Raw genomic sequence first — 15219 nt, 5'->3', positions numbered from 1 at the left:
GCGCCGGGCCGGATGCATGCTGCGTGCATGATCGGTGTCCACAACGTTCCATATCGAAACCAAGGCTGCTAGGATGGTATTCCCACCATTCTTGCGGACGACATCCCATGCGCTACGCCCTTGCCCTTGCCGCTGCCGCCCTGTGCGCCGGTAACGCCTTTGCCGATGAAGCCGCGGCCTGCTATGTGCAGAAGGATCCGACCGGGGATTTCGTGCCGGGTAAAGTGCAGGCATTCGATGCCGAGCCCGGCACAGCTGCGCAAGTGGTACGCCTGCTGAACAGGGACAATCGCGCAAACGGCAAGTGTTTCAAGAAATTCGTCGAACGGGAGGGCGGGCTGCCGCGTCCCGCCAGCATCCAGTTTGGCGCGCGGGTTTCTCCTGCAGGCAAGGTGACCCAGGTGTCGGTATTGGCAAGCAAGGAAATCAACGACGCGATGCTCATGGCCTGCCTTGCGCGCAGCATGTGCGACTGGAAGCTGGAACCCAGTGTGGACGGCAAGGAGCGTCTGCTGCGCCTGCCGCCACACCAGACGCTGGAACGTTCGGTGCGACCAGGCCTGCGCAAGGAGCCCCTCTCGACCATCGGCAGCTAGCGCGCGGCCATCGCGGCCGCCGTACGCTCAGCGCACCGGCGCCGCCACTTCGATCTGGAAGCCGCTGGCCGGCATGGCCGGCATGCGCGACAGGCTGACGGCCAGGTCCTGGCGCGGCACCGCGTACACGACTTCCGAGGCGAGCAGGTGCAGCGCCGACTTCACCAGGTCCACCGTCACCGCCTCGCCGGGGCAGCGATGCCCCGTGAGGTAGTCGCCGGCTCCTTGCGCCACCAGGTCGAAGCCGTCGCTCTGCCATCCGGTGAAGCGCTCGGGACGGAAGCGCTGCGGTTCCGGCCAGATGCGCGCGTCGTGGTTGGTGCCGTGCATGTCGAACAGCACCCAGGTGCCTTCGTCGAACTGCAGGCCGCGCCAGTCGAAGGCGGCCAGCACGCGCCCGCCCACCGAGGGAAAGAAGGGATAGAAACGCCGCACCTCTTGCGTGAAGCAGTTCAAGGCCGCATCGTCGCCGGTGGCCAGGCGCGGGCGCCATTCGGGAAACTCGTGCATCGCCTGGGCGCCGAACACGATGAAGCGCGCCACCGCCACCACCGGGCGCAGCACGTTGATCAATTCGTTGGCGGCGACGTCGACGGGCAGCGGCCGCTCGTCCCGGTCGCGGTGGCGCGCGATCACGGCCAGCGCGCTGCCCGGCGCCGGCGCCAGCCGGCCGGCGCGCACCGCCTCGACCAGTTCCCTGGCCCAGCGTTCGGTGCGGCGGCGCAGCAGCAGGCCTTGCAGGGTGCGCCGGAACACGGTGCCGGCGCCGTCGATCATGGCGGAGAACTCGGCGGTCAGGCGCGGGACGTCGACGCGCTCGAGCGGGATTCCGGCCCAGCGGCAGGCCGCCGCGCACAGCACGCTTTCCGCTTCATCGAACAGGCGCACCTGCCGCTGCCCGGGCCAGCGCGCGAAGCGGGCGCGCCATTCCTCGGCCGCGATCGCCACCATGCTGGCGCGGTCGTCCGGTGTCTGCAGCGACATCATCATGGCCTTGCGCTGGCGGTGGTCTTCGCCGTCCAGCGTCCGGGCGCTGCCGAAGTCCTGCAGCAGCATCAGGGTGGTCGGCGGGATGGCGCCGCGGCGCGTGAAGCGGCCCGGCTGCCAGAACATGCGCGCGGCCTCGGGGCCGCTCACGCATACCGCGCGCCGCCCCATCAGGCGGGTGGCGAAGATGTCGGTGTTCAGTTCGGCGCAGCGGCGCTGGATGAAGGGATAGCCTTCGCGCAGGAAGGCCAGCGTGCTGTCGAGGGCCTGGGTACGCGGCACGCCCTGGTCGACGGGAACGCGGAGGGACTGGTGATGGGAAACAGACACTCGGGGCTCCTGGAGAGGTTCAGGCAGCCCAATGTAGCATGCAGATCGCAGCGCACGATGTACGGCCCCCGCTACTGTGGCGTGATCGCCCCGTTGATGCTGGCCAGCTGCGCCGTTGCCATGTGCCGCGGCAAATAGATCGTCACCGTGGTCCCCTTGCCGGGTTCGCTCGCCAGGCGGATGTCGCCGCCGCTCTGGCGCGCGAAGCCGTGCGCCATCGACAGGCCCAGGCCGGTGCCCTTGCCCTCGGGCTTGGTGGTGAAGAAGGGCTCGAAGGCACGCTCCATCACGTCCGGCGGCATGCCGTGGCCGGTGTCGGTCACCGCCACCGTGACATAGTCGCCCGGCGCCAGCACCGCATCCTCGCCAACATGGACGTTGTCGAGGGCCAGCACGATGCGGCCGTTGCCGTCCATCGCGTCGCGCGCGTTGATCACCAGGTTGAGCAGCACGTTTTCGAGCTGGTTCGGGTCTGCCAGCGTGGGCCACAGGTCGGGCGGTATGCGCTTGTCCAGCGTCATTCCGTCGCCGGCGGCGCGCAGCACCAGGCTGTCCATGCGCTCGAGCAACTGGTCGACGCGGACCTCGAGCGGGTGCAGGGGCTGGCGCCGCGCGAAGGCCAGCAGCTGGCCGGCCAGCTTGGCCCCGCGATCGACCGCGTCGAGGATGCTGAGCAGGCGCTTGCGTTGGCCGGCGTCGGCGCGCAGCATCAGCTGCACGTTGGCGCTGATGATGTGCAGGATGTTGTTGAAGTCGTGCGCCACGCCGCCGGTGAGCTTGCCCACCGCCTCCAGTTTCTGGGCCCGCGCCAGCGCCTCGCGCGCCTGGTCCAGGCCCTGCTGGCGCTGCTGCTCGCGCGCTTCGGTTTCCTTGCGCTGCGAGATGTCGCGCACGAATGCCGTGGCGCCGAAGCCTTCGCCGATGCTCAGCGGCGCCACCGTCACCTCGGCCGGGATGCGGCGTCCGTGGTGGTCGAGCACCGTCAGTTCGGTCGGCGCGCCCAGCATCGGGCAGTTGCCGCCGTGGGCGAATGCGCCGAAACCGGCGCCGAAGGCGGCGCGCCGGTCTTCGGGCAGCAGCTCGCGCACGTCGCGGCCGATGGCCTGGGCGGTGCTCCAGCCGAACAGCCGGCAGGCCTGGGCATTCCAGTCGGTGATGCGGCCCTCGGCATCGACCGCGACGAAGGCGTCGGGGGCATTCTCGAGGATGACCTGGATGCGCTTTTGCTCGCTGGCGACCTGGTCGTGCGACTGGCGCAGTTCCAGCGTCATCCCATGCGCCAGCTGGAGCGCGCGGCGCCGTTCGCTGGCCAGCAGCCACACCACCAGGCTGATCAGGAAGCTCAGGCCGATGCCGGTGATCGCCACCAGGCGCGGGCGCGTGGCGTCCAGGCTGCGTTCGAGGGCGTCGCTGGAGCGCATGATGATGGTCCAGGTGCGCCCGCCGGGAACGATCTGGGCGCTGGCGCGCAGCCGCGGCGTGGAATTGGCGGTGTTTCGCGAGCGGTACAGCAGGCTGGCTTCGCCGGCCGGGTCGCCATCGTGGATCTCGATGTCGAGGTCGGTCGAGTGGGCGCCGCCCAGGCCCTGCATCAGGTCGTTCATGCGGAAGGGCGCGTACACCCAGCCGACGATGGCCTGGCGGCGCTGTTCGACGGTGCCGGTCAGCTGGCCGTCGCGGTAGACCGGCAGGTACATCAGGACGCCGGCCTGCTGGCTGGTCGGGCCCTCGTGCGCCGTGCCTTCCTGCACCAGCACCACCTTGCCGCTCAGGGCCGCCAGGCCGCTGTCGCGTGCGCGCTCCATCGCGGCGCGGCGCACCGGTTCGCTGAACATGTCGTAGCCGACGGCGCGCAGGTTGCGCCCGCCGAAGGGTTCGATGTGGGTGATCGAGGTATGGAGTTCGCGCGGTCCCGCCGGGTGGATCCGGTAGTCGGGATGCCCCTGGCGCCGCATGGCGGCTTCGTGCCCGGCGAGGCGCGCGGGCGTGACGATGGTGGCGATGCCGAGGGCCTGCATGCCCGGGAATGCCTGGTCCAGGCGCAGCAGGTGGTAATACTCCTTCCAGTCGTTCCGGCTGAGCTCGACCGAACCGCGCAGGTAGCCGCGTGCGCCGCGCAGCACCTGTTCGTACACCGCCATGCGGCGGCTGATGCCGTAGACCATGTCGCGGGTGCGGTAGTCGAAGGTCTCGAGCAACTGGGTCTCGGCGCTGCGCTTGGCGCTGCTCCAGGCACTGAAGGTGACCAGCGAGGTCACCAGGAACACCAGCATCGCCAACAGAAGCGGCATCTGTCCGGAACCGGGCAGGGGGATGCGGCTGGACGGGGCGGGTGCTTGGGACTGCGGCATGGTGTCGTACGCGCGGAGGGCGCCGTGGGGCAGGTTGATCGAAAACGCGCGGAAGACGGTAGGATACGCATCCTTGCTGTGCTGGGGCGCACGCCACCATGCGCGTGCGGCAACAGCATTATCGCTTAAAATTAACTCAATGCAACATTGTATCCTTCTTTTCGGCCCGACTTCATCCTTCCCGCATCGCCCTGGCGCGCCCTGTCCCGCATGAAGCCGCCACACTTGCCGCAGCTGCTGCGGGTGCACTGGCCGCTGGCGGTCCTGGCGGGCGCGCTGCTGCTCGCCCTGCTGTGGGGCATGCTGGCGCCGCTGCGTGGCGCCAGCCACGAACGCTTGCTGGAAGTGGGCGGCCCGCAATCGCCCGCGGCGGTGCGCCTGACCCTGGGTGTGCAGGACGTGCTGCTGCTGCGCAATGCCGGCGGCAAGCCGCTGGTCTTCGGCCCGGTGCAACTGGCGCCGGGCGGCGAATTCCGGCTGCCGGTGGAAGTGGCGGGCGAGCGCGAGATCCCGTGTCCGGCGCTGCCCGGCGGGGTGCTGCGGGTGCGGGTGGTGCCGATGCCCGACCCGGGCATCGAGCGGCTGCGCTGGCGCCTGGCCAACGTCGGGCATGCGCTGCGCACCATGCCGCTGCAGGGCCCGTAGGATGGTCCGGGGGGCCGTGCCGGCCACCCCGCGAATGGCGCCGGCCGGTCTCCCAATCGTGCTCCCGTTTCGGCGGCGATTCTGTCATGATGGGATCATGTCCACGATTTCGATGCCCTTGTTCCCGCTCAGTACGGTGCTGTTCCCGGACGGAGTGCTGCCGCTGCAGGTGTTCGAGGCCCGCTACCTCGACATGGTCAGCCGCTGCCTCACGGACGACGCGCCGTTCGGGGTGGTGCTGCTGACGCAGGGGCACGAAGTCCGGCAGGATGACGCCGAACCGGAGCGCTTCGCCGCCGCCGGCACCGTCGCCTCCGTAACCGAACTCACCACCACCTCGCCCGGCGTGCTGCAGGTGCTGTGCCGCGGCGGTTCGCGCTTCACGGTGCTCACCGCCGAGCAGCGCCTGAACGGGCTGTGGATGGCCGAGGCCGAACTGGTCGAGGACGACCACGACGTGCGCGTGCCGTCCGAACTGCAGGGCGCTTCCGATGCGCTCGACCGCGTGCTGTCCTCGCTGCACGACGTGCCGCGCCACCGCTGGCCGGTGCAGCCGCCGTTCCGCCTCGACGACTGCGGCTGGGTGGCGAACCGGTGGTGCGAACTGCTGCCGCTGCCCAACCAGCAGAAGCACCACATGCTCATGCTCGACAATCCCGTGATCCGGCTCGAACTGCTGCACGACGTCCTGGACGAACACGGCTTGATCACTTCCTAGTCCCACAGGCGTGCTGGCATGACATTCTCGGACGACCTCCTGATCGCGTACATCAAAGGTGAGCTGGCCGAGCCGGCGCGCGCGGCGGTCGAGCGCGCCATGCAGGCCGACCCGGTGCTGGCCGCGCGCATCGCCCAGCATCGTCGCGAGAGCAGCGGCTTCGGCCGCGGCGCCGGCCGCTCGCACATCTTCAGCGTGTCCAATGGCCATGATGGCGGTCACCAGCAACGTTCGGTGCCGTCGGGCGGCGCCAAGATCGTCCACCTCGACGCCGTCCGCCCGGGCCGCGGCGCTCCCTTGACGCCGCCGCCCCGGCCGGCCGGTGTCGCATGGACGCCGCGCCACTGGCTGGCGCTCGCCGCCGCGCTGGTGGTGGGGGCCGCCGCCGGCGTGCTCGGCTGGCAGCAGTTGCGGCCCGAGCAGGGCCTGGTGATGCTCGAAGCCAGCGACGGCGCCCTGGTGGCGCGCGGGCGCCTGGTCGAGGCCCTGGGCGGCCAGCTGGCCAGCCCCGGCCCCTCCGAGACCGGGGTGCGCATCGGCGTCACCTTCGTCTCGAAGGACGGCAGCTATTGCCGCAGCTTCGTGGTCGACACCACGGCCGGCCTGGCCTGCCGCGGCGGCGGACGCTGGACCGTTCCGGTGCTGGCCCAGCCGCCGGCGGGCATTGCCTGGGTCGACGGCACGACCCTGCCGCCGGCGGTGCAGGCCGCCATCGACGCCCGCATGGTCGGCACCGCCCTCGATCCGGCGGCCGAACGCGCGGCCCAGCAGCGCGGCTGGACGCCGTGAACACCCGTTGCCTGCTTACACGTAGGGTGGTCGGCTTGCCCAACCGCGCGTTCAGGTCACGTTTGCGTGGACGCGTCGTGGTTTGCCCATGTCCGTTGAACGCGCGGTCGGCGAAGCCGACCACCCTACAAAAACAAGACCTTATATACAGGGGGGTGGATTTGAGGTATCGTGTAGCCCGCTAAAGTGCCTCTACGTCCGCCCCGTCGCGCCCCTTTTTGGTGCGACGACTTCGCGACCACGCGGTCCGGTCTCCGGCCCGCCGTCCCATCTGGAAGCTACCCGCGCAGGCCGAGTCATGCCCGCAGGCGCAGCCGTAGAGCTAACGAAATACTGTCCAACAAGAATATGTCTGATATCCAGAATACTCCCGTGAGCGCCGATTCCGACGACATCACCCTGGCCGCACCGGTCGAGCAGGTCAAGGCGGACGAAGCGCCGACCGTGCGCTTCACCGACCTCGGCCTGGCGCCGGAAATCCTGCGCGCGCTGAACGACCAGGGCTACGAGCACCCGACCCCGATCCAGGCCAAGGCGATCCCGCTCGTGCTGCAGGGGCGCGACGTCATGGGCGCCGCCCAGACCGGTACCGGCAAGACCGCCGGTTTCTCGCTGCCGATCATCCAGCTCCTGATGGCGCATGCCAGCAGCAGCATGTCGCCGGCGCGCCACCCGGTACGCGCCCTGGTGCTGACCCCGACCCGCGAACTGGCGGTGCAGGTGGCCGACAACGTCAAGGCCTACGCCAAGCACACGCCGCTGCGCTCCACCGTCGTGTTCGGCGGCATGGACATGAAGGGCCAGACCACCATCCTGAAGGGCGGCGTCGAGATCGTCATCGCCACTCCGGGCCGCCTGCTCGACCACGTCGAGCAGAAGAACATCAGCCTGTCGCAGGTGCAGATGCTGGTCATGGACGAGGCCGACCGCATGCTCGACATGGGCTTCCTGCCCGACCTGCAGCGCATCATCAACCTGCTTCCCAAGAAGCGCCAGAACCTGATGTTCTCGGCCACCTTCTCGCCGGAGATCAAGAAGCTGGCGAACAGCTTCCTCGACAAGCCGGTGCTGATCGAAGTCGCGCGCAGCAATGCCACGGCCGAGCGGGTCACCCAGATCGTCTACAAGGTCGACGAGGAGCTCAAGCGCGACGTGGTCGAGCACATCATCCGCGAGCGCCAGCTGAAGCAGGTGATCGTGTTCTCGAACACCAAGATCGGCGCCTCGCGCCTGTCGACCCATCTCGAGAAGAAGGGCATCAAGGCCTCGGCGATCCACGGCGACAAGACCCAGCAGGAGCGCATGGCCGCCCTCGACGCCTTCAAGCAGGGATCGATCGAGGTGCTGGTGGCGACCGACGTGGCCGCGCGCGGCCTCGACATCTCGGACCTGCCCTGCGTGATCAACTACGACCTGCCGTACAACGCCGAAGACTACGTGCACCGCATCGGCCGCACCGGCCGCGCCGGCGCCTCGGGCGACGCGCTGTCGGTGTTCTCGGACAAGGACGAGCGCCTGCTGCTCGACATCGAAAAGCTGATCAAGCAGACCGTCCCGCGCGGCGAGCTGCCGGGCTTCGTGGCGCCGTCCATCCGTGCGCGCGAAGGCGGCGGCCGCAGCGAATTTTCCCGCGACAGCGAACGCCGCGGCCGCCGCGACGAAGGCGGTGCGCGCGGCGAGCGCGGCGAGCGTCCGCCGCGCAGCAGCGGCTACAGCCCGACGCCGCGCCGCGAGAAGGTCGATCCGTGGTTCCTCAAGCCCTACGAGCCGTCGAGCGCGGCCCGCAAGGAAGTCGTCACGCCGGCCCCGGCGCCGGCCAAGCCGGGCAAGCAGAAGCTGGCCTTCCTGCTGGGCGGCGGGCCGCGTTCCAACTAATTTGGCAGGGTAGGCCGGGGCGCGGTGCTTTCAGGCCGCCCGGCGCGCATGCAGCGCCGCATGCACCCGGTCCAGCAGATCCTGATGCTGGTAAGGCTTGGCCAGCACCTCCAGTGATTTGTCGCGCGCCCCGCGCGCCGGCAGTTCGTCCATGTAGCCGGTGGTCACCAGCACCGGCATGCCCGGCTTGCTGGCATGCACCTGCTCGACCAGCTGCAGTCCGTTCATTCCGCCCGGCATGATCACGTCGGTGAACAGCAGATCCACCTGTTCCCGTTCCAGCAGCTCGAGCGCGCGTTCGCCGCTCGGCGCCGACAGCACTTCGTAGTCGGCCGCCTCCAGCATGGCCTCGGCCAGTTCGCGTACGTCCTCGTTGTCTTCCACCACCAGGATGCGGCACTTGCGTCCGGCCGCGTGCGCCGCCGCGCCGGCGTCGACGCCGCCTTTCTCGTGGCGCGACTGCTGCGCCACCGGGAAGATCATGCGCACCTGCGTGCCACGCCCCGGCTCGCTGTCGATGTCGAGACGGCCGTGCGACTGCTGCACGAAACCGTGCACCATCGCCAGGCCCAGGCCGGTCCCCAGGCCCTTGGTGGTGAAGAAGGGCTCGGTGGCGCGCTTGAGCACGTCGGGCGGCATGCCTTCGCCTTGGTCATTGACGCAGATGGCCACGTACTCGCCCGGCGGCAAGCGGTTGGCCAGGCGCCGCTGCTCGTCGACCACCGCCGTGCCGACCGTCACCGTGCCGCCCTGGGGCAGGGCGTCGCGCGCATTGATGACGACATTGAGCAGCGCCATTTCGAGGTAGGTGGGATCGATCGAGCACGAGGGCAGGCCGGGCCGCAGGTCGAGGCGCAGTTCGACCCTGTCGCCGAGCGCGCGCACCAGCATGTCGGAAAACTCGACCACCAGGGTGTTCAGGCTGACCCGCTTGTGCTCGAGCCGCTGCTTGCGCGCAAAGCTCAGCAGCTGCTGGGTGAGCTTGCCGGCCTGCATGGTCGCACGCTGGGCGCGGCGGATCGGCTCGGCCGCCGCCGGGGTCTTGCCGGCCACCAGCAGGGCCAGCTCCAGGTTGCCATTGATCACCTGCAGCAGGTTGTTGAAATCGTGGGCCATGCCGGCCGACAGCTGGCCGATCGCTTCCATCTTCTGCGCCTGCAGGTTCGATTCGAGCATGCTGCGGCGCTCGGTGATGTCCATCTGCGAGGCGAAGTAGTACAGCAGCTTGCCTTCCTGGTCGAAGATCGGGCCGATGAACAGGGCGTTCCAGAACGGTTCGCCATCGGCCTTGTAGTTGAGGATGTCGACCGAGACCGCGCGCTGCTCGCGCAAGGCATGCCTTACCTCGGCGGCGGTGCTGCGGTCGGTATCCGGCCCTTGCAGGAAGCGGCAGTTGCGGCCGAGGACGTCCTTCTCGCGATAGCCGGTGAGGTCGTAGAAGGCGCCGTTGGCGAACACGATCGGATTGTCGTCCTGGTTGGGGTCGGTGACGACCATGGGCATGCGCGTCATCTCGACGGCGGCGAAGAAGATATTGCCGCGGTCGTCCAGGCCGCGCCGGCCGATGTAGCTGGCCTGCCAGTGGTTGACCCCCGGCGTGCCGGTGGGCGAGACGGCATTGCCTTCGACCTCGCCGCCGGCCTGCACGCCCACGCTCTGTCCGCCACCCTGGACGTCCAGTGCCTGGTTGAGGTGTTGTTCCTTGTCTGTTCCAGTTGCCATGTGTACCCCGAGCCCGACCGGCCGTCAGGGCGGCCGGTGTCGGATTCACTCTATCCGGGCAGGGGCCGCCAATCCGTACGTGAGTTCACACAGCGCCCCTTTGGGGGCGGCAGGTTTGCGCTCGATCAACGGGCGGCCTGGACCGGACGGGCGGCCTGGGCCGTGCCGGTGGCGTCGGTGATCGTGATCTCGCCGATGCCGATGCCGAGCTTGCGGGTGTCTTCCGGATGGCCGCGCTCGGCCGGCGACACCGGCTGCGGCACCTCGATCACCAGCGTACGCGCGTCGTCCTCGACGTCGAAATGCAGGCCGACCTCCTGCAGGTGCCAGCCGATCCGCAGTTCGCGGGTCTGGCCGCCGAGACGGATCTTGAACGGCAGCGTGGCGTTGACGTCGTAGGCGCGTGCGCTCAGCACCACACCGACGCGGCGCGGCAGCGGCTGTGCGAAGCGGATCACGACCTGCTTCGCGTCCGACCAGCGGCCCCAGGTTTCGATATGGGACAAGCCGTCGATGCCGGCGACGACCTGCGGGTCGGGCGGCGCCGACAGTGTCACGTGATACAGCTTCGGTTCCGGCTCCGGCAGGCGGATCACCGAATAGTAGGGGGTGCGGCGGACGGTAGCGATGTGGGCGGGGACCTGGTACTCGCCCAGCAGCAGCATCCACTTCTTATTCAGTGGCAACTGGTATTCGGCGACCGGGCCGAAGTCGAGCATCATCGTCGTCGTGTCGGGATGGTCGATATGGAACTGTGCGCGCATCATCAGGCTCAGGTCGACCCCCGCGACCACCACCTGGCTGCGTTCGGCCGGCGGCACGACGCCGTGGACGAAGCGGGCCGCCAGGTCGGTCTGGGACGGCGGACGGTGCGCCTCGAGGTAGCGGTGCACCCCCTGGTTGCTGGCCGCATGGGCCGCCGGCAGGGCGAGGCACACGAACAGCAGCGGCGCCGCGCGCAGGCGCGCCGCCCACGCCAGCAGCAGCAACAGCTGGAGCGCCACCAGGATCCGGAACGATTTGCCCTGGAGCGCGATGCCATGGATGTCGGGGCCGTCCACGATGTTCGTCGTGTAGCCCTGCAGGCGTGACATCGACACCAGCAGCACCGCGCCCAGCGACAGCGCCAGCACCCAGCGCAGCCATGGCCGCTCGGACGCCGCTGCATCGCGCTCCGGCCGTGCCTGCGGCCTGATCGCGGCCGCCGCCACCACGGCCAGCAGCGGGAACACGAAGCTGTAGTAGCGCAGGTGCAGGCGGAAGCCTTCGCGGCTGCCCGGCGCATGCAGGCCGGCGGTGTACAGGATCGTCATGCCGGCGGCCGCGCCCAGCATCAGGAGCACGTACAGGTGCAGCAGCTTGCGGCGCTCGACGGCCGGGTCGCGGCCCGGCCCGCGCAGCGCGCGCGTGCACAGTTCGTAGACCAGGATGGCCAGCGGCAGCCCGTACATCAGGGTCAGCGTCATCAGGTGGCCGCGCGCGCCGATCGAGGCCGCCACCAGCAGCGCCAGCCTGTCGCTGCCCATCCTGGTCGATTCGTAGAAGGGACCGAACAGGCTCAGGCCCGCCTGTCCGGCCAGTAACCAGCCGAGGCCGAACTTGAGCGCCAGGGCGGCGAGCAGCGCCAGGATCGCCATGCCGAGTCCTCTCGGGAGCCAGGCGCCGCCGCGCTGGCGGCTGGCCAGCACCAGGAACAGGACGAGCGAGGGCAGCAGGAACAGCGCATGCACCTTCACCAGGCTCATCAAGCCCAGGGTGGCGCCGCCGGCCAGGCCGTGCGCCGCCGGATGCCAGTCGCAGCCCTTCAGGGCCACGTAGCTCAGCACGCAGAAGCCGAAGTAATACATGGCCTCGGGCATGAAATAGGCGGTGAAGGAGCCCAGCGGCGCCAGCGTGCCCAGCACCGCCACCGCGCAGGCCACCGGCGCGCTGCTGAAGCGGCGCGCGATCAGGTAGACGAAGGGGGCGGCGCCGATGAAGAAGGCCAGGTTGCCGATCCGGACGCAGTCGAGGAAAGCGTCGCCGCAGGCGCTGCTCGCGCCAAACAGCCACAGGTAGAGGTAGGACGGTACGATGGCGTCCGCCAGCGGCTGCAGTCGGGCCATCTTGCTGTAGTACCACTCGTCGGCGAAGACGCTGGGCTGCAGGCCGGCATTGCGCTGGTACAGGAGCCAGGCGACGGCGGCCAGGGCGAGGGTCAGGAGCAGCGGCCAGGCCAGGCGCTGCGACTTGGAGGAGAGCGCGTTCATCGGTGTCGTCATCGGGGTAAACGGGATTCAGTCCGCGGGCTTGCGCGCCTCGATGCGCAGGCGCGTCAGCGAAATGCCGAGCAGGCGGGTGTCGGTAGAGTTGCCCAGCTCGCTAGGCCGCTGGGGCTGCGGGACCTCGATGACCAGGGTCTGCTGGCGGCCGTCGGTGTCCAGGTCGAGCACCACCTCGCGCGCTTCCCAGGCCAGGCGGAATGGCGTCTCGGCTTGCCCGGCGCGCAAGATGAAAGGCAGGCCGGTGTTGGGGCCGAAGGCGCCGGCGGTCAGCACCACGGTCAGGCGCGCCGGCAGCGGCCGCGCGAAGTGCAGCCTGACCAGCCGGCCCTCCGACCAGCGCCCCCAGCCCTCCACGTTCGACAGGCCGTCGGCCTGCTCCACCAGCCGCCCCGGGCCGGGCGCGACATTGAAGACGAATTCGCCGACCAGGCTGCGCGCGGGACGCGGCAGCTTCACGATCGTGAAGGCGTCGTCGGCCAGCGCCGGGACCATCCCCGTCGGCAGCGGATGACGGCCCACCGCCACCAGCCAGCGCGCCGCCGTGGGCAGGCGGTAGGCCTCGATCGGCGCGCCGTCGGGCAGGTCGAGCAGGATCATGTCCGCATGGTCCAGGTGGAACTGGGTGCGGAACAGGTCGGCGCCATTGGCGACGATCATCGTTGCGCTGCGCTCGGCAGGAGGAATGCGCGCGCGGGCGGCGATGCCGGCGCGGTCGGCCGGCGGCGCCGTCCTGAGGTGGCCGAGGTAGGTGCGCACCTCGACGTCGGTGACGTACAGCGCCAGCGGCAGGGCGAGCAGCAGGTAGCCCCAGGCCGCGGCGCGGCGGTAGCCGAGCCACAAGGCCAGCAGCAGCGCCTGGAGCGCGAACAGGGCGATCACCGGATGGTCACGCTTGACGAGCGCCGTGAATTCCGGCCCGTCGGTGATGCGCGGGTCGAAGCCCGGCAGGCGCGTCCACGCCAGCGCCAGCAGGCCGGCCAGCACGAGGGCGATCAGGGCTTGCGCCAGGAACGCGGGGCGCGTTGCCTGGTCCTGTGCCTCTCGCGCCTCTCGGCCGGCGGCGGCGGCGCCGACGATCAGCAGCAGGGGCAGGGCGAAGCTGTAGTAACGCGAGTGCAGGCGGAAGCCCTCGAGCGGCCCGTCGGAGGCGATCGAGGCCGTGTACATGACCGCCAGGCCGAGCGCCGAGCCGAGCATGAGCGCGGTGAACACGGCGAGCAGGCCGAGCGGATTGCCGGCGCGATGGGTGACCGGGCGGACCAGCGCGTGCAGCAGCGCCGCCAGCGGCAAGGCCAGCAGCACCGCCAGGCCCATCGCATGGCCGCGCGCGCTGACCGAGGCCGGCAGCAGGCGCGACAGGATTCCGTGCTGCGAGGCCGAGCTGGCGCCGGCCGAGTAGAAGGCGCCGAACAGGGTCAGGCCGGCCTCGCCCGCCAGCAGCCAGCCGAGCAGCAGCTTGACCGCGGCGGCCGCCAGGGCGGCCAACGCGGCCGCGCCCAGGCCGCGCCCGATCCAGGCGCCGGCCGCGGCCTGCGGATCGCGCGCGCGGCTGGCCAGCACGAGATACACGCACAGGGCCGGCAGCAGGAATACCGCATGCACCTTCACCAGGCTCATCAGGCCCAGCACGGCGCCGGCCAGCAGCGCATGCACCCAGGCGCGCCAGGCGACACCGGCCAGCGCAACCCAGGCCAGCAGCGCGAAGCCGAAGAAGTACATCGACTCCGGCATGAAGTAGCTGGTGTACAGGTTCAGCGGCAGCAGCAGGGCCAGCAGGGCCACGGTGCAGGCGAGCGGCGCCGGCAGCACGCGCCGCGCGACCAGGTATAGGAAGGGCGCGGCGCCGACGTGGAACAGGGCGTTGCCGATGCGGACGCAGTCGAGGAAACCCGGGCCGCAGCCGCTGCTGGCGCCGAACACCAGCAGGTAGAGGTAGGAGGGCACGGCGGCTTCGGACAGCGGCGTCAGGCGCGCCATCTTGCTGTAGTACCACTCGTCCATGAAGATGCCGGGATAGAGGCCGAGCGTGCGCTGGATCAGGTACCAGCCGATCAGGGCCATGCCGGCGCCGAGCAACAGCGCGGGCACGCGTGAACGCGCGCGGGGGCGCGCCAGGGCGTGTTCGGGAGGCGAGGAAGGCTTCATGTCGTCGAATGGCGGGAGGCCGCGCGCCAGCCGGCCAGCGCCGCCTGCATCTGCGGCCAGGTGAAGAACTGGCGCTTTTCGTAGTACAGGGCGCCCGCGTGCGGGCGTTCGTCCAGGCGCCTCAAGGCGACCGGCTGCAACTGCTCGACGCCGCGCAGCAGGTAGTGCAGCAGCACGAAGGGAAACAGGCCGATCCAGGTGATGCGCTGCGAGGGATAGGACAGGCAGGCGCGCAGGTGCCGCAGGCGCTCGCGCCAGGGAATGCGGTGCGCCACCGCGGGGCCGTTCTCGGCGAGCGGCGCCAGCACCCGGAACAGCGGACCGGGCAGGCCCCTGGCCTGGTACAGCGAGAACTGCCAGGTGCGGGCCAGCAGGCCGCGTTCGGCCGCCAGGCTCACGGCCAGCGCATGCAGGGCGTCGTGGTCGTGGTGGCCGCCTTCCCAGGCGGTCACGTGGACGGTGTCGATCAGCGGGTAGCGATCGAGCCAGCGCCCGATCCAGCCGGCGGCCGGCGCCAGGTGCTGGGGCAGGCGGGCGTCGCCGATGCCGAGCTCGGCGCCGGCGAAGAACACGTCTTCCGGCATCACTCCCAGTCGGGCCAGTACGGCGAGCGACTCTCGGTTGCGCTGCCCGGCCGACACGCGCGGGGTCTGGCCGTCGGTCAGGTAGGCGCAGGCCACGCGCAGCCCGCGCCGGCGGCATGCCAGGATGCGCTGGTAGACGCCGAACTCGTCGTCCTGGTGGGCGAACAGGAACAGGGCGGCGTGGCCCGTCTCCTGGCCCATCTGGTGGCCAGC

At 70.0% G+C, this 15219-nt stretch carries 11 protein-coding genes; 5 read left to right on the top strand and 6 right to left on the bottom strand.

Annotated features, from left to right (window positions below; genetic code table 11):
* Window positions 1-107: 107 nt before the first annotated feature.
* Window positions 108-596 (top strand): hypothetical protein, encoded by a 489-nt coding sequence (locus IM543_20425; protein ID QOY93869.1) that lies wholly within the window; start codon window positions 108-110, stop codon window positions 594-596.
* A gap of 27 nt (window positions 597-623) precedes the next feature.
* Here the strand turns inward: IM543_20425 and IM543_20420 are convergent, their stop codons facing one another.
* Together IM543_20420 and IM543_20415 are read right to left on the bottom strand one after the other, a co-directional pair.
* Window positions 624-1913 (bottom strand): cytochrome P450, encoded by a 1290-nt coding sequence (locus IM543_20420; protein ID QOY93868.1) that lies wholly within the window; start codon window positions 1911-1913, stop codon window positions 624-626.
* Between the two features lie 71 nt (window positions 1914-1984).
* Window positions 1985-4264 (bottom strand): CHASE domain-containing protein, encoded by a 2280-nt coding sequence (locus tag IM543_20415; protein QOY93867.1) that lies wholly within the window; start codon window positions 4262-4264, stop codon window positions 1985-1987.
* 210 nt (window positions 4265-4474) lie between these two features.
* Between IM543_20415 and IM543_20410 the strand changes: the two genes are divergently transcribed.
* The 4 genes from IM543_20410 (at window position 4475) to IM543_20395 (ending at window position 8291) form a co-directional block, all read left to right on the top strand.
* Window positions 4475-4909, top strand: coding sequence for a hypothetical protein (locus IM543_20410; protein ID QOY93866.1), 435 nt, complete (start codon window positions 4475-4477; stop codon window positions 4907-4909).
* 97 nt (window positions 4910-5006) lie between these two features.
* Window positions 5007-5627, top strand: coding sequence for an LON peptidase substrate-binding domain-containing protein (locus tag IM543_20405; protein ID QOY93865.1), 621 nt, complete (start codon window positions 5007-5009; stop codon window positions 5625-5627).
* 18 nt (window positions 5628-5645) lie between these two features.
* A complete protein-coding gene (locus tag IM543_20400) occupies window positions 5646-6416 on the top strand; it encodes a hypothetical protein (GenBank protein QOY93864.1) in 771 nt (256 codons plus the stop codon).
* A gap of 348 nt (window positions 6417-6764) precedes the next feature.
* Window positions 6765-8291: a DEAD/DEAH box helicase gene (locus IM543_20395; GenBank protein QOY93863.1), complete on the top strand. Its 1527-nt coding sequence runs from the start codon at window positions 6765-6767 to the stop codon at window positions 8289-8291.
* A gap of 30 nt (window positions 8292-8321) precedes the next feature.
* Here IM543_20395 and IM543_20390 read toward each other — a convergent pair whose 3' ends face one another.
* From IM543_20390 to IM543_20375, 4 genes are all read right to left on the bottom strand, one after another.
* Complete coding sequence (locus IM543_20390; protein QOY93862.1) at window positions 8322-10013, bottom strand: response regulator; 1692 nt, start codon at window positions 10011-10013, stop codon at window positions 8322-8324.
* Between the two features lie 125 nt (window positions 10014-10138).
* Entirely contained in the window at window positions 10139-12262 is a 2124-nt protein-coding gene (locus IM543_20385) for a hypothetical protein (GenBank protein ID QOY93861.1), read from the bottom strand.
* A gap of 27 nt (window positions 12263-12289) precedes the next feature.
* Window positions 12290-14422, bottom strand: a complete 2133-nt coding sequence (locus IM543_20380) for a glycosyltransferase family 39 protein (protein ID QOY93860.1) — start codon at window positions 14420-14422, stop codon at window positions 12290-12292.
* Window positions 14419-15207 carry a PIG-L family deacetylase gene (locus tag IM543_20375; GenBank protein QOY96781.1) on the bottom strand — a complete coding sequence of 263 codons (789 nt, stop codon included), beginning with the start codon at window positions 15205-15207 and terminating at the stop codon, window positions 14419-14421. Before IM543_20375 ends, IM543_20380 begins: the two co-directional genes overlap by 4 nt.
* Between the last annotated feature and the right edge of the window lie 12 nt (window positions 15208-15219).

Origin of the sequence: Massilia sp. UMI-21, assembly GCA_015277795.1 — a bacterium.
Classification (GTDB): Bacteria; Pseudomonadota; Gammaproteobacteria; order Burkholderiales; family Burkholderiaceae_D; genus Telluria.
The sequence above is the reverse complement of the archived record's forward strand: the minus strand, read 5'-3'. Positions and strand labels throughout refer to the sequence as shown.